Raw genomic sequence first — 19,827 nt, forward strand, 5'->3', positions numbered from 1 at the left:
TTCTCGGCTGCGTGAGCGGGGCTATTCGTGCTGGATACCGCCGTTACGTCGCCATCGGTGACAGCCAGACCGAGGGCCTGTGGGACGGCGACGACACCGTCGGCCTGCTCGGATTCGCCGACCGCCTCGCCGTGCGGGTCGATTCGCTGTATCCCGGCCTGCAATACGCCAACCTGGCGATCCGCGGTAAGCGGATCAACCACGTGCTCACCGAGCAGCTTCCGCAGGCACTGGCGATGCGGCCCGACCTGATCACCGTGTGCGCCGGGATGAACGACGTCATCCAGCCCGGGCGATCGTTCGGTCCCGCCCTGACCGACCTGCAACGGGTCTACGCCGCGCTGGCCGGATCGGGGGCGACGGTGGTGACGACGACCTTCCCGAACGTCGCGCAGTTCCTGCCGCTGGGGCGGCTGGTGGCGGGGCGGCTTGCCCGCATCAACGCGGCGATCACCGCGGCCGCCCACCGCTACGGGTTCGCGCTCGTCGACCTGTACAACGCGCCGTCGATGCGTGAGCTGGACACCTGGGCCATCGACCGGGTGCACGCCTCGACCAAGGGGCACATCCTGTTCGCCGATGCGGCCGCCGAAGCCCTGAATTTGCCTGACAGCAACCATGATTGGGCGCTCGGCCGCCGCGATCCCGCCCGGCGTTCCTTCGCGGCCGGCACGTACGAGCAGCTGCGCTGGACGCAGGAGAGTTTCTTTCCGTGGATCTGGCGGCGGCTGCGCGGCCTGTCGTCGTACGACGGGCGCGAACCCAAGCGTCCGCGGCTGGCGGGCTGGGCGTCCCCAGCGAGTTCCACCGCGCACCTCAGGCCGCGGATCCGCGGTCGGTCAGGCATTCTTGACCCATGAATCTCGAGCCCCTGCTGCACTCGATTCCGCCGCTCGCGGTCTACTTGGTGGTCGGCGGTGTGGTGGGGATCGAGAGCCTGGGCATTCCGCTACCGGGTGAGATCGTGCTGGTCACCGCGGCGCTGATGTCCTCGCACCACGACCTGGCCGTCAATCCGCTGGGGGTCGGCGTCGCCGCGGTGATCGGCGCGGTGATCGGCGATTCGATCGGCTACGCGATCGGGCGCCGGTTCGGCATGCCGCTGTTCGACCGGCTCGGGCGGCGGTTCCCGAAACACTTCGGTCCCGGGCACATCGCGCTCGCCGAAAAGCTGTTCAACCGCTGGGGTGTTCGGGCCGTCTTCCTGGGCCGCTTCATCGCCCTGCTGCGAATCTTGGCCGGGCCGCTGGCGGGGGCGCTGAAGATGCACTACCCCCGATTCCTGGCGGCCAACGTCTCGGGCGCGATCTGCTGGGCGGGCGGCACGACCGCACTGGTGTACTTCGCCGGAATCGCCGCCGAACGCTGGCTGGAACGGTTCTCCTGGATCGGGCTGGTGATCGCCGTCGTGGCCGGGCTGACCGCCGCAATCCTGTTGCGGGAACGCACATCCCGGATGATCGCCGAACTGGAGGCCGAGCACTACCGCAAGGCCGGCAGCACCGCGCCGGACAGCGTCTGACTAGACGGCCTCGCCGGTGTCGGCCACCAGCGGCGGCCGGTGTTGGTCGATCAACGTGCGGGCCATCCTGCGGGCCCGCAGCGCGGCGTCGAGGTCGCCGACGGCGGCCAGAATGATGGCGCCCTTCATCAGGATGTGCCATGACGAGGCGAAGTCCTCGACGTCGGCCAAACCCGCCGCCTCGGCGCGGCGCCGCACGATGTCGCGGACGTGGTCGATGTGGGCGATGCACGCCTGTCCGATCGGATGCTCGGGCCCCAGCTCGAGCAGCACGTTGATGAACGAGCAGCCCTCGTATCGGTCGCGTAGCTGGAACCAGTCGTGCATGACGTCGAAAATCGCCAGCAACTGTTCCTCGGGGGTGTTGCCGCGCAGCCGCGACTGCTCCTCGATCAAACCGTGCGTCCAGAGCTCCTCGCGACGCTGCAGCACCGCCAGCACCAGGTCATTCTTGGTCGCGAAATGCCGGTACAGCGTCGCCCTGGCGACACCGGCCCGCCCGATCACCTCATCGGTACCCACCGCGCGGATGCCACGCCGGCTGAACAGGTCATAGGCCGCGGTCAGAACGCGTTCGCGAGGCGACACGGCGGGAGTTCCGACATCGGGAGTTGTCATACCAGGCCTTACCGTACTCTTAGGCCCTTGCCGGTAGACAGACCGCCCTGTCTCGTTATAGAAAAGAGATTCGCATCCACGAACAGTCTGTCTTCAGACATTAGGACGGGCATCCATCGGGGCGTTTCCCACGCCTGTCGATTAGGGGGTCCATCATGAATTCCGTCATTGTCGAGGCGATGCCGACCACTCATCTGACGCTGAGCACCAAGCTGGTGTACGAACTCGGCGACCCCAACAGCACCCTGCGGGCGACCGCGGACCGCAGCGGCCCGTCGGTGGTCATCTACGCCGGGGGCGAGGTCGACGCCTGGAACGAGGACACCTGGCGCCACCTGGTGCGCGAGGCGGCCAGCGGCGTCACCGCGCCCGGCCCCTTCGTGGTCGACGTCACCGGGCTCGACTTCATGGGCTGCTGCGCCTTCGCGGTGCTCGCCGATGAGGCGAAAAGCTGCCAGGCGCGCGGCATCGACCTGCGCCTGGTCAGCTGCGAGCCGCTCGTCGCCCGCATCGTCGACGCGTGCGGGCTCGGCGCCGTGCTGCCCATCTACCCCACCGTCGACTCCGCGCTGTCCGCGGCCGACCGCTGCTAGGGGCCGGGCCGTCAGCGGCTCAATGGCCGACCATCCCACCGTTGGTGCCGAGGAGGAATTCCTCCTCATCGACCCGCGAACCGGCGAGCCCGCCCCGCGCAACGCCGCCGTGGCCGCCGAGGCGAAGCGGCGCGGCGTCGAGCTGCAGCTCGAACTCAGCAGTTGCCAGGTGGAAACCACATCGACCGTGGCCGCGACCAGCGCCGAGCTCGGCGAGGAACTGACCCGGCTGCGGCGCACCGCTGCGCAGGCCGCCGAGGCCGCCGGGGTTGCGCTGCTCGCCTGCGGGCTGCCGCCTTCCACGCCGCACGAGTTCCCGGTGACCGACACCCCGCGCTACCAGCGGATCGGCGAACAGTTCGGCATGATCGCCCACGAGCAGGGAATCTGCGGATGCCACGTGCACGTGCAGGTGCCCGATCGCGGCGCGGCCATCCACATCAGCAATTGGCTGCGGCCGTGGCTGCCGACTTTGCTTGCGCTGTCGGCAAATTCGCGGGTGTACCGCAGCGCCGACAGCGGGTACGCGAGCTGGCGCAGCGTGCTGTGGCGGCGCTGGCCCGCCGCGGGGGCACCGCCCTATTTCGCCTCGCCCGAGGAGTACGACGACACCGTGCGCATGCTGGTCGACAACGGGGTCATCCTGGACAAGGACATGATCTATTGGGACGTGCGCCCGTCGGCGGATTTCCCCACGGTGGAGGTCCGGGTGGCCGATGTGCCGGCCACCGTCGCCGAGACCGTGCTGCTCGCCACCCTGATCACGGCGGCGGTGATGACGGCGCTCGACTCACCCGACGACGCTCGGCGGCTGCCGCCGGGTGCGCTGCGCGCGGCGTACTGGAAGGCCGCGCACGACGGATTGTCCGGCCACACACTCGATTTGATCCACGGCCGCGGCGCGGTGCCGGCGGCCGAGCAGCTGGGGGCGCTGGTGCGACGGGTGCGCCCCGCGCTGGAGTCACTGGGCGAATACGACCGCGTGCGCGACGAACTCGCCCGCGTCGTCACCGACGGCAACGGCGCGATGCGTCAGCTGCGGGCGTGGCACAAGCGCGGTGAAGTGTCCGATGTCCTCGCCGAGGCCGCCGCGGCGACCCTGAGTTGAGACGGCCGGGACGGTCAAACGCGCTGTCGCGCCTGGCTTCTCGTCAGGTGACCGCGAGCAGGCGGTAGAGTCCGATCAGTCCCACGGCCACGATGACCGCCCGCAGCGCGTTGCCCGACAGCCGCCGCCCGTACCGCGCGCCGAGCAGCCCCCCGACCAGTGAGCCCGCCGCGATCAGCCCGGCGGCCGGCCAGCTGATCCGATCGAACGCGACCGCCGTATAGGCAAGGGCGGCAACCACATTCACCATCAATGCCAGCAGGTTCTTGGCCGCGTTGGTGCGCTGCACCGACTCCGGCAACAGGGCGCCCATCAGGCCGACCAGCAGGATCCCTTGTGCGGCGGTGAAATAGCCGCCGTAGACGCCGACGGCGAACGTGCCGAACACCAGCGTCGCCATCCGCCGGGGGCTGACGTGTTCGGGCGATCGACCCGCCTGCTCGGCCCGCCGGGCCGTCCACGCCTGGATCCGCGGCCCGATGACCACCAGCACCAGCGCCAGCACCAGCAGCACCGGCACGATGTCGGCGAACACCTTCTCGGGCAGATGCAGCAGCAGGTACGCACCCAGCGCCGCACCGGTCAGCGAGGCCGGGAGCTGCCACCGCAGCCGGTCCCACTGACCTCGCAGCTCGGCGCGATAGCCCCAGGTGCCCGAGACGCTGCCGGCGACCAGACCCGTCGCGTTGGACATGGTGGCCGTCACCGGCGGGTAGCCGAGCGCGACCAGCGTCGGGAAGGTGATCAGGGTGCCGGACCCGACCAAGGCGTTGATCGCACCGGCACCCAGCCCGGCCAGGCATATGAGGAACATCTGAAATAGCGACACCGAAGAAAAACCCTAGCGTGCCGACGATTTCGGTGCGAGGTGACCGTGGGGCCGGGCGATGCCGGTCAGGCGGGCGGGGCTTCGGCGCCGCGTTCGACGCCGGTACGCAGCTTGACCGAGGCCGAATACGCCAGGGACCGAAAGTGCAGCACCGGATCGTCGGAGGGTTCGATGCCGTCGGTCACCCGCATCGGGTCGAACACCACGATGTCACCGCCGTGCTCGCGCTCGGTGTCCAGGCCGGTGATCGACAGGGTGCCGACGGTGACGATCTGGGTGCTCTGCCAGGCCGCCGACGGGTCGACGGTCGAGTCGGTGGGCCCGGCGATCTGCACCCGGAAATCGAACCGCACCGGCCCGTCGTCCAGCCGCGCCTGCAGCTCGTCGGTGAGGAAGTCCGGATCCTTGCCGTGGGCGTCCGCCCCCGACAGGTACTCCTCGGACACGGTCGGAACCAGGTGGTAGCGAACGAATCTCGCGCTGCCGTCCGCGGCGATCCAGCGGAAGGCGTGCAGGCCGTGGTATTCGGTGGTGGCGTAGCTGGCCGGCACCCGGTTGGCCTCACGCAACAGGGGCAAGGCGCCCAGCAGCCGCGGATGGGTGAGCAGGTGTGTGGCCATGCGCAGCGGCGTGGTGAGGCCGGGCCGCATCGCCTTGAGCAGATCGATGAATCCGTCGGGCGTGCTGGAGACGAACAGCCGGGCGGTCTGCGTCGAGACGTCGGTGGTGGAGCCGTCGGGCAGGGTGAACTTGACCGCCATCCCGCGCACCCCGGGCGCGCCGTCGCGCTGCTGGGGGTTGCCCGACCCGTTGGAGAAGCGGATCAGCGCCGGGACCGTCGAACCGTCGAGATGCCGTGCGCGCGAGAGCATGAGCGCGTCAGGGGTCGCGGTGAACGTGCCGCGGTACAGGGTGCCCTTGGCGTGCAGCGCGCGACAACCGGGCTGGGCTCCGCCGGCGCCCCGGATGGCCTCGATCGCCTGGTCAGGAGTAAGTGCACCGCTCATGGACGAATCTTAGTTGGATCAGTCGGGAAAGCCGAAGAGTTCGACGACACCGTGATCGCGACCGGCGGTGTAGCCGCCGTCGACGGCAAGCGCCTGGCCGCTGACGAACGAGGCGTCGGGCGACAGCAGGAAGGCGGCCATGGCGGCGATCTCGTCGGGCTGTCCCAGGCGCTGCAGGGCGTGCTCCTTGGTGATGGAGGCCAGCGGCCCCTCCATCCCCGGGATGCTGAACACGCTGTGCGCCATGGGTGTTTCGATGAAGCCGGGGCAGATGACGTTGGCCCGGATGCCGCTCGGCCCGTAGTCGAGTGCGATGTTCTTGGTGAGCAGCACGACGCCGCCCTTGGCCGCGTTGTACGAGCTGCCCCCGGCGGTGCCCTCCAGGCCTTCGACGCTGGCGACCGTCACGATGGAGCCGCGTTCGCCGTCGGCGCGGGGTTGGTCGATCATCTTGGCCAGGGCCGCCTTGGCCACCAGGAAGGTGCCGGTGAGGTTGATCCCGATCACCCGGTCCCATTCGGCGCGGTCGAGCAGGTGCACCGGGCCTCCCCCGGCGACGCCGGCGGCGTGGAAGAGGCCGTCCAGGCGGCCCGGCACGGCGGCCAGCACCGCGGCGATCGCGGCTTCGTCGGTCACGTCGGCGGGCACGAAGGTGAAGCTCGCGCCCAGGTCGTCGGGCGGGGCGGCCAGGTCGGCGCCGATCACCGTGCCGCCCTCGGCCAACAACCGCCGCGCGGTGGCCAACCCGATGCCGGACGCGGCGCCGGTGACGACGAAGGTGCGGGAACGGGCGCGCTCGGGGTTCACCATGTCGCATCCTTCACGGGTCGGGCGGGTCGGCCCAGTCATGGTGACACACGTTCGCGCCGTTGGCTTTAGCAACGCATGCACCGGTTCGATAGGCCGGCTGTATCGAGCCATAGCAAACCCGTCTTGGACATGGCCGTCACGACCGGGGCACGATAAGCCCACGGGCGAATTCCGCAGCGCCCGACGGCGTTAGGAGCAACGATGTCAACACCGCAGCCGCAGGCCCTGTTTCGTCGGACCGGATGGCGAGTCGGGGCGATCGGCGCAGCCGCCGTCGTCGTGCTGGCCGCCACCGCCAACCGGGCCGAGCCGACCGCCGCGGTGGCACTGATGTCCGACGACGCCGTCGCCATCGCGCAGGGCGTCTCGGTCACCCCCGCGCCGGGCTGGACCGTCGGACACCGCGGCCCGAACTGGGTGGCGCTGAACAACGCCGACACCAGCGCGCAGCTGCGGATCACGGTCAAACCCGCGGCCGGCGCAGACGCCGCCGGGCTGCTGCAGGCCGACGTCGACCAATTCACCGGCGGCGCCTCGGCCATCCTGACCGACGTGAACCGCCTGACCGCGCCGGAGACCCGGGCGCTGCCCGGCCCCACCTTCCAGCAGGAGGCCTCCATCGACTACACCGCGACCGTCGTGCACCCGCAGGGCACCATTCCGGTGATCGGCACCTTCACCGAGCTGCTGAACCCCTCGACCGGCCGATCGGCGTTCGTCGACTTCCGGCAGGACAGCAGCGCGACCAGCCAGGCCGCCGGCGAGGGCGGAATGATGATCGCCTCCCTGCAATGAGGCGCTAGCGACCCGCGCGGGCGAGGGTCGGCGTCGCGCGCGCAACCGACCGCGTAGTACAAACTGGTACGAATCGAACGCGGAGGGGTTCATGCCACCAGCCGACACGGCGACCAGCACGGCGGAGACGCTCGCCGGCATCGTCGAACGACACGCGCAGCAGCGGCCGGACGCGATCGCCATCCGCTACGGCGAACGCCAGTGGTCGTGGGCCGAATGGAGCTCGCGGATCCGTCGCGCGGCCGGGGCGCTGCGCGCCGCCGGGCTCGAGCGGGGCCAGTGCGTGGCGTTCCTGGACAAGAACCACCCCGCCTGTCTCGAGGTGCTCATCGCCGGCGCCTCGATCGGCGTCGTCACCACCGTCGTGAACTGGCGGGTGATCGGCGACGAACTCGTCCATGTCCTGGCCGACAGCGGCGCCCGGGTGCTGCTCGTCGGCGCCGAGCTGCGGGCGTCGGCCGAGGCCGCCGCCGCGCGGGTTCCTGTTGTGGAACGCATCATCGAGGTCGGCGACGAGTACGAATCGTTGGTCGCCGCGGCGGCGCCGACGCAGCCCGACGCGAGCGTCGAGGAGAACGAGACCGCGTTGGTGATCTACAGCTCCGGCACCACCGGGCGCCCCAAGGGCGTGCTGCTCAGCCAGCGCGCCCTGGTCAATCACGCGTGCAACCTGGCCCCGGCGTTCCCCTTCGACGAGGGCGACGCCAACCTGGTGGCCATGCCGCTGTTCCACGTCGGCGGCATCGGCTATGCGCTGTTCGGAATCCGTTCGGGTGCACCGACATTCATGACCCGTGAGCCCGACGCGGCAACGCTGATCGGCGCGGTGCGCGCCGGTGCCACACACGCGTTCTTCGTCCCGCCGGTGATCGCCCGGTTCCTGGATGCGGGTGAGGCGGCGGCCGCGGCCATCGCCGGCCTGCGCTACATCGTGTACGGCGCCGCGCCGATGCCGCTGCCGCTGCTGCATCGCGCGCTGTCGACCTGGCCCGACACGAAATTCGTGCAGGTGTACGGGCAGACCGAATTGTGTGGTGCGGTCACCGCGCTGTCCGACGACGATCACCGCGATTCGGCGCGGCCCGAGCTGCAACTGGCGGCCGGAAAGGCGGTGCTGGGCTGCGAGATTCGCATCGTCGACCCCGAGACCGGTAACCCGTTGGCGGCCGGCGAGTCCGGTGAGGTGTGGGTGCGCAGCAACCAGAACATGACGGGCTACCTCAACCGGCCGGACGCGACCGCCGAGACCATCACCGCCGACGATTGGGTGCGCACCGGCGACATCGGCCGCCTGGACGCCGACGGTTACGTCTACATCGAGGACCGGATCAAGGACATGATCATCACCGGCGGCGAGAACGTGTACGGCCCGGAGGTGGAAAGCGTGCTCATCGAGCATCCCGCGGTGCAGGACGCCGCGGTGATCGGGGTGCCCGACGACTTCTGGGGCGAAGCGGTCAAGGCGATCGTGGTGGCCGACGGCGAGGTCGATCCCGCCGGCATCATCGAATTCTGCCGAGCGCATCTGGCCGGCTTCAAATGTCCGCGCACCGTCGACGTCGTGCCCGAACTCCCCCGCAACGCGAGCGGAAAGATCCTGAAAACTCAGCTGCGGGAACCCTTTTGGCGTGACCGGGCGCGGGGCATATGAGCACTGCGGTAGACGCGGCGCGCCGCGACTGCGCGATCAGCGTGCTGGGCGGCCCACCACCGTCGTCGACATCGCGGGTCGCAGGATCGTCATGGACCCGACGTTCGATCCCCCGGGCGTGCACGCCTACCTGACCAAGCTCACCGGTCCCGCGGTCGGCGCCGAGGCCCTGGGGCCGGTGGATGCGGTGCTGGTGAGCCACGACCAGCACCCCGACAACTTCGACGACGAGGGCCGCCGCATGGCGCTGGCCGCACCGCTGCTGCTCACCCACCCCGGCGCGGCGGGCCGATTGGGTCCGCCGGCGGTCGGGCTGGCGCCCTGGCAGTCTTACGAACTGCAGGGCGGATCGGGATCGCTTACCGTGCAAGCGGTTCCGGCGGTGCACGGTCCGGCCGATGGGCAGCGCGACGACCGCGGTCACGTCAACTGCGAGGTGACGGGTTTCGTGCTGTCCGGCCCGGGGCTGCCGACGGTGTACCTCAGCGGCGACAACGCCTCGATGGCCGCGGTCAAAGACGTCGCCGACCGTGTCGGCCAAGTGGACATCGCCGTGCTGTTCGCCGGGGCGGCGAGTGTGCCCACCAAGGAGCGTGGCCGGCCGCTGACGCTGACCGCGGCGCGCGCGGCCGCGGCGGCCGAGTTGCTCGGCGCCAGGGCGGTGATCCCGGCCCACGTGGACGGCTGGGCCCATTTCAGCGAGGGCGTCGACGAATTCGTCGCGGCGTTCGACCAGGCCGGCATCAGCGACGTGCTGAGGGTCGCCCCGCACGGCGAGTGGGTCGACCTATAGGCGTCCCTCGACGCGCAGGTCCGGATGCACCCAGTCGGGCGAGCGGCGCTCCTTGAACGAGCGGAAGCCTTCGATGGCCTCGGCGTCGGACAGGCTGGCGGTCATACCGATGCGGTCATAGAGGCCCAGGTAGCTGTCGATGCTGGACTTGATGACGCCGCGGGCGCGCGGCGCGGTTCGACAGCATTGCGCCAGAAGGTCTTTCGCCGCGTCCAGCAGGCCCTCGTGCGGCACCACCCTGGTGACCAGGCCCCAGTCGAGGGCTTCCACCGCGGTGAGCACCCGCCCGGTGAACATCAGGTCGCGGGTGCGCACCGGGCCGATGACGCGGGTGAGCATCTGGCTGTAGTAGGTGTCGGCGTAGCCGCGGAACAGCTCGGGCACCCGGAAGGTCGCCCGGTCGCTGACCACCGACAGGTCGCTGCACAGCGCGATCTGGAAGCCGCCGCCCTGGCACAGCCCGTTGACCGCGGAGACGATGGGCTTGGCCGAGGTGCGCACGGCGTCGAACGGCGTCACGTCCATGCCCAGGGCCGAACCGAAGGTGATCCAGTTGTCCTCGCCTCCCCCGCCGCCCATGTCGCCGCCGGGGGCGAAGACGTCGCCGGTTCCGGTGAGCACCAGCCCGGCCAGATCCGGGTCCTCGTTGAGACGTCCGACGGCATAACGGATTCCGAAGTACATCGCCGGGCTCAGGGCGTTGCGCGCGTCGGGCCGGTCGATGGTGCACACGGCGATCGGTCCCTGGCGCTCGAAGCGCAGGTACGGCGTGCCCAGCCAGTCGCCGTCGGGTGGGCGGGGGGTGCTCTGCGGTGTCTGCGCCACGGGACTCCTCTCGGGTCGGCGTCGCTACTGTAGCTCTTACAGTATTTTGGCGACCCGGGCGCCTATACGTAGGGCAGCGTCACGGTCTCCGCCGTCGCGGATGCGTCGGCGATCACCGAGGCGAGTTTGGTCTGCAGGGTCGACGTGGCGTCGCCCACCGGCTTGTCGCAGAACCTGCAGAGCGCCTTGAAGTTTGGTTGTTCGTCTTCGTCCGGCCAGAACCGGCGGGGGCCGACCTGAGCCCCCGGGTCGAACTGCACGGATTGATGTGGGGCGTCTTTGAGGATTCTGCCGACCGGATGGCGTTGTGGGCATTCGAGTTTCAGCATGCCGACGCCCTCGAGGTTTCCGACCATGATTCACCGTCCTTCAGTGCAGGATTCGCGCGAGCTTGCGCCAGCGTCGGTGGCGGTGGCGAAACATCACCCGGACGAAGGCGCGGGTCAGCAGCCCGTGCAGGCCGTCGTCGGTTTCGATCTCGTCGGTGTAGCGACAGCTGTGCTCGTCGATGGGTTCGAATGTCAGGCGGTGATTCCAGGTGCGGACGGGGCCGCCGTGCTCGTTGGTGTAGATCTCGGTGGGCTCGAGTCGCTTGATGGTGAGGTGATGCGTCCAGGCCGGGATCACGCCGAACCACCAGAACCGCGCCGATCCCTGGGTGCCCACCTCGATGCGCTCCGGGACATCGAGCCGGTAGACCCGCAGCACCGGGCTCAGCACATGCCGCATCAGCTCGGGCTTGCGCGCCAGGGCCGACGCCGTCTCGACCGGGATCGGCAGCTCGGTAGTTAGGGTTACCTTACTCACGCAGTTCATGGTGGCGCAGCGGGCGCGATCAGGCAATAGCGCGCATGCCTATCCGGGCGGTTCCGGCGCCGTGGGGCTCGGCGCCTGGGTCGGCGGGGACGGGGCGGGTGACGGAGCGGCCGACGGTGGGCAGTCCGGCATGAAGATCCATACCGATGACCACTTGGCGGTGATCTTGTTGCACGCGACTGGGGTGACGGGCGAGGCGTCGCCGACGGCAATCAGCGCCGCGATGAGCCCGGTGACCAGCGCCGGAAGAAGGATGCGGGAGACGAGAGTCAACATGGTTCCCTCCGCGCCTGGCGTTCGAATTTCCGCCGCGACGTGCAATTGAGGGTACGGCAGGGACCATCGGGCCGCAGGGCGAGAAGCCGACGGCGCGGGATGTCTCAAAGGTGGGATGATCGCGGTCAAGTGGAGGTGACCTGCGTTGATTTGTGGTCCCGGCTGGGATCGAATTAGCCGCTTCTGTAGTTGCTCCGCACAGCCTGTACCAGTCATAATATGCCTGTCACCAGCTGATATACTGAGCGTACGCCTTGGACCGTAGTGGACGCAAGAGCCCCGAAGCGGACCGATGGATAACACACGGATAACATCACTGAAGGGCATCATCTAGTGGCCGGGAAGAAGGGGCACCGCGGGTGGGGCTGGCTGCGCCAGAGCGGCCGGCGTCCACCCAAGCGCTGGCATGCCAGCTACATCGGCCCCGACGCCGCCCGGCACAAGGCGCCTGGCACCTTCGGGGCCAAGATGGACGGCGAGGCGTGGCTGGCCGCGGAGCGGCGGCTGATCGACCTCAACGTCTGGACCCCACCGGCACAGCGCGAGGCCGAGAAGATGGCCCACGGCTTGACCCTCGCCGAGTACACGCCGACATGGATCGAGCAACGGACGGTCAGCGGGCAGCCGCTCAAGCCGCGCACCAAGAGCCATTACACCAAGCTGTTTGAAGAACACATCAAGCCGGCGCAGCTCGGCAAGCTCCCGCTGAGCAACATCACGGTCCAGGCCGTGCGCCAGTGGCACGCGACCACGCTTGTCGACAAGCCCACCTATAGGTCTCACGCTTACGGGCTTGTCCATGCCGTTCTAGCGACCGCGGTCAGCGACGGATACCTCGCGTCGAACCCCGCACAGATCACCGGCGCCGGGAGCAGCGCAAGCAAGAAACAGGCCGTGATCCTCGACGTTCCGGAGGTCGCGCAGCTGGCCGACATGATTGACGAACGGTTCAAAGCCCTAGTCCTAATCAGCGCGTGGTGCGGCCTGCGTTGGGGCGAGGTAACCGAACTGCGACGTAAAGACTTCAGCGCCGATCGCTCCCTCATCACAGTTGAGCGCGGTGTCATCCACCGGGACGGTAAGTGCATCGTGGACACCCCGAAATCGAAGAAGGGACGTACGGTCGTCACTCCCCCGCACATTCGGCCGGCCATCAAACACCACCTGGCAACCTACGTCGCCAAAGGCCCTGACGCACTTGCCTTCCCGCCCGACCGTAGTTGCCACTTATCCGACAAGACTTTTCGCCGCTACTTCAAGACGGCGCTCACCGCGATCGGGCGCGACGGAAAGAAGAAACCGCGCCCGGCGATCCATGACCTTCGGCACTTTGCGGGCACTCAGACGGCCCGCGTCGGGAATCTTGTCGAAACCATGGGCCGACTCGGGCATTCCACGGTCAAGGCCTCTCTCATCTATCAGGGCATTGTGAGCGGCCGGGACGCCGAGATTGCCGAGGCGTTATCGACGCTAGCCGGTTCAACATCGAGCGGTACATCTGCCTCCACCACCACATAACGATCACGCTGGCCAACCTTGCGCACTGTGTTTTGCGCCACTGGGCCGCCACAAGCTGCCCGCTTAGCCGCAGGTCGCAGCCGTCGCGTATGTGCCGAGGCCTACGAACGGCCCACGCCGCCAACAGAATTGGCACCGACAGAACCGCGGGGATCGTTGGAGGGGGTGCGATAGTCGATACATGACCACATCAGACACGATGACGGACTTGGAGTCGCTTCCCGTCCGCATCAGTATCGCACAGGCGGCGGCCGTTTTCGGTCTGTCGCACAAGACTATACGCCGATGGCTCGCCGAGGGGCGGATCAGCGGATACCGACTCGGCAAGCGCGCCATACGAATTGACCGCGACAGCCTGCTTGCGGTGCAGCGCCCGATTGGGGGCATGCTGTGACCCCGGCAGAGCGCAAGCTCCGCGCCAAGATCGCCGGCCATGCCTCATGGAAGAACACGACGGACCGCGCCGCACGCACAGCTCCGGCTCGCAGAGCCGCGGCGGAACGTTTTGAGCGTCAAGTAGACCCCGAGGGCAAGTTAGCGCCGTCCGAGCGCGCCCAGCGCGCGGAGAGCGCGCGTAAAGAGCACATGGCTCGCCTGGCGCTGAAGTCCGCACGGGTGCGACGTGCCGGCGCTGGGGGTACTCAATGACCGAACCAACCGAACCAGATGAGTACGTGTTGACTGACGCGCAATGGCGCGCCGTGCGCCCGTTATTCGAGAGCTTCGATGACGACGAATGACAACATTATTCTGCGGCCCATAGCTGATTGGCCGTACTCCATCGCAAGCAATATCGAGGTATGGAGTCATCAGCGCATAGTCGGCGCAAAGAATGGCAGCAAAAGAACCATTATGGCTCGGCGAATAACGCCAGTGGGTCGCCGTGTTACGCTCTCGGATGCGCCCAGGAAAGAAACCTTTAATGTCGATCGACTATATAGGCGGTACTTTCCAGAAATCGCATATCCGAAAGTGCAAGCGTGTTGCCGAAATGGCCATCCGCTGATAGAGCCTGCGCACGAAGTCCAGTCCGATTGGCTGCCACCGCGGGTGGCCTACTGGGGTTGCGGGAACCGGATTTGCCGGCATTGCAATCCCGACTTGCCCGAGAAATTCGCAAACGGATATTCACGTGCTTCCGGAAGCCCGGAGCGACCGCGCGGCGATAATGACGAAATAGCCGGGATGGTCAGCCTCGGCCATGGCTTTCAGATAGAGACGATAGGCGATGCCGATATGCCGCGTCCCGACCTGGTACCCGACCGTCTGCGCGAGCTGGATGCCCTGCTGCGCGAGATGCCGCAGGGCACGGCATGGGGTGCCGATGACTATGCGCCGGGGTGCCATGGATTCGCGGCGAGGCCGTGACTCGTCTAATGAGCCGGGACGCTCCCTCGGGAATTCACCGGCAGAATGTCTGGCGGGAGCGGGCGAAAGATACCGAGCTGCCATTGTGGCAGCGCGTCGCTGCGCTGGCCTATGGCAATCACAAAATGAACGGGCACGCCATTTTCACACCGGGAGAGCTGGTTAAGACGCTCGCCAAGCCGAAGGCCGAGGTATATCGCGCCATCGGTAAAGCGAAGGATAAAGGCTGGATCAGTCTGGATTCGACCGCGCGGTGTCTCGTGGTTCCCCCGCACGCGGTTGTGGGCGGCGACGGAGGGGGGTCGCTCGACCCTTGCCCCGTCCACGGCGGGGTGGCAACCAGTGCCACCCCGCGATCGCGAGCACGACACGCTGAGCAGCCACAATGACCTGGTTTGTGCCGCCTGGGGTGTCTTTCAGTGATACCCAATGTTGCACTCAGTGCCACCCCGCACACGGGCTGACCAGCACGGATATGACGACACTCTATGACTCTATCTAGGCGTCCCAGTCCAGCAACTTGGCGACCAACAGGCCGCCCCAACTATTGACGACGCCGCGGGAGCGGGTTGATTCCCGTTTGCTTACCGAGCCCGGTTGCCGCGCTCCGCGCGGCCGGAACGAACCCGGCGTAATCGAGCGGGTTGTTAAAAGTCTCGCACTGGTCGGACGTTGAACGCTGGCCGGGCGCATATCACCGCAGGTAGATTACTTCCTCGCCTTTCTACTAAAGGTGGGAGATTCCCTATCGCGACATCTCCTAGAAAAGACAGACTTGAAAATGAAAACTTGTGAACTTCCATTGCGCGTAACCTTTCCCGACTGCGTGAGCGGCGCCGTAGTGGATAGCGCCGAAGGCATCGTCGGCCTGCTCAATATCGCCGCCGGTCACGACACGATGCGGCTGGCTTTTGGGCCGACCCAGGTTCGCCAGCTGGCCGCGCTGTGCTTGAACATCGCTGACGAAATGGAGCGATAACCAGACTTCCCACGCCAGGCGGGCCCTCTCAGTCACCCCCTGGCGTGGGATTTGGCCACCGGCGGCCTTCCGGCACCGAAGACGCCCCACAGCCCCATCCGCTCCGCTGGCACAGCGGACAGCGGCGATGGCCCATTCAGCCATCACCACTTGCTCGACTCGCTGGCACCGCGAGCGGCACGCCCAGGCACCGGGCGAAAAATTTCCGACCACACAAACAAGCAAGGAATCAGTTTTTTCAAATGAGAGACATTACCGAACTGCGCGAAACTCGTGCCAAGCTCGCGGCCGCGCGGGCAGCGATCACCAGCAGCGTCGAGGCACGAGGCGACTCCCACGCCAACCCGAAAGAGAGCGAGGCGTTTCGACGCCTCACGGAGCGGATCGAGACCCTCAACGACGAGATCGAGGAGGCCGTGCGCGCCGGCCAAGACAACCCTCAAGCCCGGGCGGTCGCCGGGGCAATGGCTCGCGCGACGAACTGCAACCGCCCTGGCGCCGACGCGGGTACCCGAATCGGCGACCGCGCTGGCGCTGGCGATTGGGCCTCGCGGGCGGCTGATGCGATCTGGGCCGCCAACTCGTTCGACGGCGAGACCCGCGCCATCACCGCTAGCTCCATCGATTTGCCCAGCATGGTGTTGCCGCAGGTCGTCCCGATGGAACGCCCGAAGCGGGTCATCGATCTGTTGGTGGATCGCGCTGAATCACCAAGCAACGCATTCGAATTCTGGCAGCAGACCACGCGCACCAATAACGCTGCGATGACCGCTGACTTCGCCACCAAACCGACGAGCACGTTCACGGTGACGCCGGTCGAGGACCGCCTGCGGGTGCTGGCGCACCTGTCCGAGGATGTTCCGAACAGGTTGTGGCTCGACTACGACGAGCTGCGGCAATTCCTGATTACCGAGCTTTACCAGGGATTGTTGGATGCGCTTGAGGAGCAGGTCCTCAATGGCGACGGCAGCGGGGAGAATTTCGAGGGCATCCTGCACGCCTCCGGTACCACCGCAGTCGCTTTCGACACCGACGTGCCGACCACCCTGCGTGGCGCGCTGTCGACGTTTGAGACTTCCGGTGTTCAGCCGACGGGGTGGGTGCTCAACCCCACGGACGCTGCCGCGCTCGACCTGCTGCGCGAAGGTGGCACCCCCGACTTGTTCGTCCTCGGCGGTGGATACCAGAACGGACCGGCGAACAGCGCCAACATTTTCGGCGACGTCCCGCGGCTCGTGAGCCCGCGCGTTCCTGCTGGGAAAGCATTGCTGGCGGATTGGACAAAGGTTCGTCTGTTCACGCGGGGCGGAATCCTGACAATGCTCGATCCCTTCTCTGGATTCGCGACCAACACAACCCGATTGCGGTCGGAGATGCGCATCGGTATGGGCTTGCTGCGGCCGAGCGCCTTTGCGGTAATTGCTCTTTCGGCATGATGCAGCGCGAACCACGGCACAGCTGGGTCAAGTTTGACGACGAGCGCGGGTTCAACGACGAGCCCGCGTTTGTCGATCTTGACGAGGCGGCACGGCGCATGAGCCTGAGCAAGTCCGCCGTGATGGAGCTGGTCCGCATTCACGCTCTGCGATACACGGTGGCAGCCGGCGAGCTGCTCGTTGAGCCGGCGATTCTGCACGGCGCAGTAACGACGCCTAGCAAGTAAAAACTTCGTGGCCTGGGGTGCTGAATGCCAGGCAGCACCCCAGGCCACGGACAAACGTCCGGCGCCGTAGCGCACGCCGGATCACAGCCGCCGCGTATGGGGTCGGTTAACCTTCCCCGGCCCCGGCTCGCCGAGTGCACTTCGCGTGCAGCCGCTTAAACGCGGCGCCGCGATGCGGCGAGCCGCGCGGCGGCCGCTCACTCGACAGGACAACGTATGCAACTCGGTTGGCGACTGTGGGTCATCGGCCACGGCAAGGGCGGTCTAAAGCTCTGCGCACCGTTCGTCACTGGGCCGCGGTGGCGTAACGACAACCCCGGAACCCCCCTTCCGCCTGTGACTCTCGCCGCCGATGGCATCCTGCGCGCCTCGTGCGTCTACGGGCATAATGACCCGCCGCAGCCGGGATGCGTGTGTGGCATTCACTATTGCGATACGCCGCACAGTTTGCTCACTATGGCACCCCGTAATAACCGGTGGATCGATTTGCGGCATTCGTCCTTCGCGCTCACGTTGGGCGAAGTCCACGGTCCCGTGCTGCCTGATGAATGGTACTTCCCGGAACGGTGGAATCCTGCCGTCCTCAGTCGCCATCAGGGCAGCTGCCGCTGCGCTGAGTATCGGGTGCGCGCCATCGTGGGCCGCGCGGCCGCCGGCCTCAAGCACTACGGCGTACCCGTCTACGAGGCCACCCCGACGCTGGAATACTTGCAGAGCGTCGAACGGCGTTGGCGCCGCGAGAGTCAGTCGTGATGGCTCGCATCCCGGCCGCCATCATTGATGTTGACGACACGTTGGTCGACGCACGCGGGCGCAGGATCGCGCAGGGTATCGAGTTCGCGCGTCGCCAGTACGGCGCCGGTCGAACGATTGTGGTGGTTACCGCCCGCGAGGCACGGCTGTACCGGCAGACAACGCGTTGGCTGGCGATGAATCTGCCGGTGCCGTTCGTGGGTCCGTTCCATCGCCGCAACGGCGACGCTCGGCCCTTCGCGATCGTCAAGCAAGAGATTTACCGACTGCTCAGCGAGCGCTTCGACATTTGTGCAGCCATCGATGACAACCCATCCGTACTCGCGGCGTGGAGACAGCTAGGCATTCCGGAAGTCGAAGCCGTGCCACATTGACAGAGGAAACCCGCAATGACCTACCACCATCCACCGAGGCCGTAATACGTGGAATGTGCTCACCAAATCTGTGATTAGCAGACTACGCACGATTCCCGAGAGATCATTGGAGAAGGATTGAAATGTCCAGGCTAGGCCGCGGATTCCCCAATAACCAGCTGATGTGGCAGTTGCGGCCGTTGGTGACGCCGGTCCCGCAGTTCGATTCGACCGGCGCCGGCCTCTACAGCGGCAGCAACGCCGGTAGCTGGACACACAACGTCGGCACCCACGCCAAAGCGGTGCTGATATTCGGAATGTGGTACAGCAACACAGGGTCCGGCAACGCAACCGTCAGCTTCGGAGGCACCAGCGTTCCATCAATTACCGGCCTCGGCGCCTATGGCAACACCACATGGGGCGGAGGCGGCGGCTACTACACCTATTACTACGTGTGGGCGATGCTGAATCCGCCCGCTGGGACCGTGACCGGAGCCTTCTCGATCCCCGGTGGATCAGGCTGGGCCATGACCATCAACTCGATTACTTACAGCAATGTTTCAAGCATCGGCGCTGGCCTGACCAACTACGGCGCCACGACCGCGGTATCCCATACCGGGGGCGTGTCCCCTAGCAACGGTAAGACGTTAGTCCATGGACTCGCGCAAAACACCAGTGCGTCAACACCTTTCACGAGCTACAACCAGAATCAACGGTGGCGCTCGTCATCAGGCTACGCCATGCTGCTCGGTGACGCGCCGGCTGCGGCGTCGGTCCCGTTCACTGCTGTCGCACCGGCTGCCAGCCCCGACTGGGCCAGTCTTATCGTCCCACTGGCCGCGTAACTTCAAATACGACCGACGCTGGCCGGGGATGGGTTTGATGACTCAAATGCGTTGCTTAGCAACATATTTGATCGTAGAATCGTCAGTATGACATCCACCCCCGGGGGCCCCTCGAAAGTTCGCGTGGCCGCATGCGGTGGTGACACCTGTCGCGGATTTCCCCCTCCGCGCGAGGAAGTACATTTTTTTTGGGACAACAAACCCAAACTGCAAACGCGCAGCTCAGAGTAGGTTTTTATGGAAACAACACCATCGCGACCATCGCCGCCACGAGGGTTACGTAAACGCTCAAAAGCCTTGTGGCACAGTGTAATCGAATCATGCGAGCCGAATCCGACAGAGTTGGCGATTTTGCACGAATTCTGCTTTGTACTGGACGAAATAGACGTTTTAAGGACCGTTTTAGCGCGATCCGAGCCTGTCGTCACCGGCTCAACCGGACAGCCCCGACCCAATCCCCTATACGCCGAGCTTCGCCGGCACCGCGAGCTGGCCGACCGGCTGGCCCGCACACTCGCCGTGCCGAGTGACAACGACGACGAATTGAGAAGATATTGAGGCGCCGACGCCAGCCGTCAGAAGACTGCGATTGCGGGGAGTGCAGGCTGTGGCGTATCCGCGTTATGCGCTGGGAGCGCAGACGCCGCGACTGTCCCGACCTGTTGCCAGAGCCCTACCCGCGGCGGCAGCACACTTAGCCGTTAA

Annotated in this window: 24 protein-coding genes; 16 read left to right on the plus strand and 8 right to left on the minus strand. The window is 66.8% G+C overall.

The window, feature by feature from the left end:
- Positions 1–11: 11 nt before the first annotated feature.
- Together DQP57_RS11935 and DQP57_RS11940 are read left to right on the plus strand one after the other, a co-directional pair.
- A complete protein-coding gene (locus DQP57_RS11935; protein WP_112633180.1) occupies positions 12–860 on the plus strand; it encodes an SGNH/GDSL hydrolase family protein in 849 nt (282 codons plus the stop codon).
- On the plus strand, positions 857–1,522 hold the full coding sequence (locus DQP57_RS11940; protein ID WP_112633181.1) for a DedA family protein: 666 nt from the start codon (positions 857–859) through the stop codon (positions 1,520–1,522). Before DQP57_RS11935 ends, DQP57_RS11940 begins: the two co-directional genes overlap by 4 nt.
- Here DQP57_RS11940 and DQP57_RS11945 read toward each other — a convergent pair whose 3' ends face one another.
- Positions 1,523–2,140, minus strand: coding sequence for a TetR/AcrR family transcriptional regulator (locus tag DQP57_RS11945; protein ID WP_112633182.1), 618 nt, complete (start codon positions 2,138–2,140; stop codon positions 1,523–1,525).
- A 155-nt stretch (positions 2,141–2,295) separates the two neighbouring features.
- Between DQP57_RS11945 and DQP57_RS11950 the strand changes: the two genes are divergently transcribed.
- Positions 2,296–2,733 (plus strand): anti-sigma factor antagonist, encoded by a 438-nt coding sequence (locus DQP57_RS11950; protein WP_112633183.1) that lies wholly within the window; start codon positions 2,296–2,298, stop codon positions 2,731–2,733.
- A 22-nt stretch (positions 2,734–2,755) separates the two neighbouring features.
- On the plus strand, positions 2,756–3,841 hold the full coding sequence (locus DQP57_RS11955; RefSeq protein ID WP_112633184.1) for a glutamate--cysteine ligase: 1,086 nt from the start codon (positions 2,756–2,758) through the stop codon (positions 3,839–3,841).
- Positions 3,842–3,884: 43 nt separating this feature from the next.
- On the opposite strand, the gene DQP57_RS11960 is transcribed toward DQP57_RS11955, so the two are convergent.
- The 3 genes from DQP57_RS11960 to DQP57_RS11970 all read right to left on the minus strand — a co-directional run bounded on the left by DQP57_RS11960 (position 3,885) and on the right by DQP57_RS11970 (position 6,487).
- Positions 3,885–4,655 (minus strand): sulfite exporter TauE/SafE family protein, encoded by a 771-nt coding sequence (locus DQP57_RS11960; protein WP_430918938.1) that lies wholly within the window; start codon positions 4,653–4,655, stop codon positions 3,885–3,887.
- Between the two features lie 80 nt (positions 4,656–4,735).
- Positions 4,736–5,677, minus strand: coding sequence for a catalase family peroxidase (locus tag DQP57_RS11965; protein WP_112633186.1), 942 nt, complete (start codon positions 5,675–5,677; stop codon positions 4,736–4,738).
- An 18-nt stretch (positions 5,678–5,695) separates the two neighbouring features.
- A complete protein-coding gene (locus tag DQP57_RS11970; RefSeq protein WP_112633187.1) occupies positions 5,696–6,487 on the minus strand; it encodes an SDR family NAD(P)-dependent oxidoreductase in 792 nt (263 codons plus the stop codon).
- A gap of 201 nt (positions 6,488–6,688) precedes the next feature.
- Here DQP57_RS11970 and DQP57_RS11975 point away from each other — a divergent pair, with 201 nt between their 5' ends.
- The 3 genes from DQP57_RS11975 to DQP57_RS11985 all read left to right on the plus strand — a co-directional run bounded on the left by DQP57_RS11975 (position 6,689) and on the right by DQP57_RS11985 (position 9,726).
- On the plus strand, positions 6,689–7,282 hold the full coding sequence (locus DQP57_RS11975; RefSeq protein ID WP_240631742.1) for a hypothetical protein: 594 nt from the start codon (positions 6,689–6,691) through the stop codon (positions 7,280–7,282).
- A gap of 91 nt (positions 7,283–7,373) precedes the next feature.
- Positions 7,374–8,933 (plus strand): long-chain-fatty-acid--CoA ligase, encoded by a 1,560-nt coding sequence (locus DQP57_RS11980; protein ID WP_112633188.1) that lies wholly within the window; start codon positions 7,374–7,376, stop codon positions 8,931–8,933.
- Positions 8,911–9,726, plus strand: coding sequence for an MBL fold metallo-hydrolase (locus DQP57_RS11985; protein ID WP_240631743.1), 816 nt, complete (start codon positions 8,911–8,913; stop codon positions 9,724–9,726). Before DQP57_RS11980 ends, DQP57_RS11985 begins: the two co-directional genes overlap by 23 nt.
- Here the strand turns inward: DQP57_RS11985 and DQP57_RS11990 are convergent.
- From DQP57_RS11990 to DQP57_RS12005, 4 genes are all read right to left on the minus strand, one after another.
- On the minus strand, positions 9,721–10,551 hold the full coding sequence (locus DQP57_RS11990) for an enoyl-CoA hydratase/isomerase family protein (RefSeq protein ID WP_112633190.1): 831 nt from the start codon (positions 10,549–10,551) through the stop codon (positions 9,721–9,723). The genes DQP57_RS11985 and DQP57_RS11990 overlap by 6 nt on opposite strands.
- A gap of 62 nt (positions 10,552–10,613) precedes the next feature.
- Complete coding sequence (locus tag DQP57_RS11995) at positions 10,614–10,907, minus strand: hypothetical protein (protein ID WP_112633191.1); 294 nt, start codon at positions 10,905–10,907, stop codon at positions 10,614–10,616.
- A gap of 13 nt (positions 10,908–10,920) precedes the next feature.
- Positions 10,921–11,367 carry a hypothetical protein gene (locus DQP57_RS12000; RefSeq protein ID WP_112633192.1) on the minus strand — a complete coding sequence of 149 codons (447 nt, stop codon included), beginning with the start codon at positions 11,365–11,367 and terminating at the stop codon, positions 10,921–10,923.
- A 39-nt stretch (positions 11,368–11,406) separates the two neighbouring features.
- On the minus strand, positions 11,407–11,643 hold the full coding sequence (locus DQP57_RS12005; RefSeq protein WP_112633193.1) for a hypothetical protein: 237 nt from the start codon (positions 11,641–11,643) through the stop codon (positions 11,407–11,409).
- A 333-nt stretch (positions 11,644–11,976) separates the two neighbouring features.
- Here DQP57_RS12005 and DQP57_RS12010 point away from each other — a divergent pair, with 333 nt between their 5' ends.
- From DQP57_RS12010 to DQP57_RS12050, 9 genes are all read left to right on the plus strand, one after another.
- Positions 11,977–13,161, plus strand: a complete 1,185-nt coding sequence (locus DQP57_RS12010) for a tyrosine-type recombinase/integrase (RefSeq protein ID WP_165821804.1) — start codon at positions 11,977–11,979, stop codon at positions 13,159–13,161.
- A 181-nt stretch (positions 13,162–13,342) separates the two neighbouring features.
- Entirely contained in the window at positions 13,343–13,555 is a 213-nt protein-coding gene (locus DQP57_RS12015) for a helix-turn-helix domain-containing protein (protein ID WP_240631744.1), read from the plus strand.
- 332 nt (positions 13,556–13,887) lie between these two features.
- Complete coding sequence (locus DQP57_RS26590) at positions 13,888–14,529, plus strand: hypothetical protein (protein WP_133259233.1); 642 nt, start codon at positions 13,888–13,890, stop codon at positions 14,527–14,529.
- Positions 14,530–15,355: 826 nt separating this feature from the next.
- Positions 15,356–15,508, plus strand: a complete 153-nt coding sequence (locus tag DQP57_RS26855; protein ID WP_165821805.1) for a hypothetical protein — start codon at positions 15,356–15,358, stop codon at positions 15,506–15,508.
- 242 nt (positions 15,509–15,750) lie between these two features.
- On the plus strand, positions 15,751–16,944 hold the full coding sequence (locus tag DQP57_RS12030) for a phage major capsid protein (RefSeq protein ID WP_112633196.1): 1,194 nt from the start codon (positions 15,751–15,753) through the stop codon (positions 16,942–16,944).
- Positions 16,941–17,171, plus strand: coding sequence for a hypothetical protein (locus tag DQP57_RS12035; protein WP_112633197.1), 231 nt, complete (start codon positions 16,941–16,943; stop codon positions 17,169–17,171). The genes DQP57_RS12030 and DQP57_RS12035 overlap by 4 nt, the downstream gene beginning before the upstream one ends.
- Positions 17,172–17,507: 336 nt before the next feature.
- Complete coding sequence (locus tag DQP57_RS26595) at positions 17,508–17,924, plus strand: hypothetical protein (protein ID WP_133259234.1); 417 nt, start codon at positions 17,508–17,510, stop codon at positions 17,922–17,924.
- On the plus strand, positions 17,924–18,298 hold the full coding sequence (locus DQP57_RS12045) for a hypothetical protein (RefSeq protein ID WP_112633199.1): 375 nt from the start codon (positions 17,924–17,926) through the stop codon (positions 18,296–18,298). Before DQP57_RS26595 ends, DQP57_RS12045 begins: the two co-directional genes overlap by 1 nt.
- A gap of 122 nt (positions 18,299–18,420) precedes the next feature.
- The gene (locus DQP57_RS12050) at positions 18,421–19,122 is read left to right on the plus strand and encodes a hypothetical protein (RefSeq protein WP_112633200.1); all 702 of its coding nucleotides are present in this window, start codon (positions 18,421–18,423) and stop codon (positions 19,120–19,122) included.
- Positions 19,123–19,827 lie beyond the last annotated feature (705 nt).

Source organism: Mycobacterium colombiense, from assembly GCF_003284935.1.
Taxonomy (GTDB): Bacteria; Actinomycetota; Actinomycetes; order Mycobacteriales; family Mycobacteriaceae; genus Mycobacterium; species Mycobacterium arosiense_A.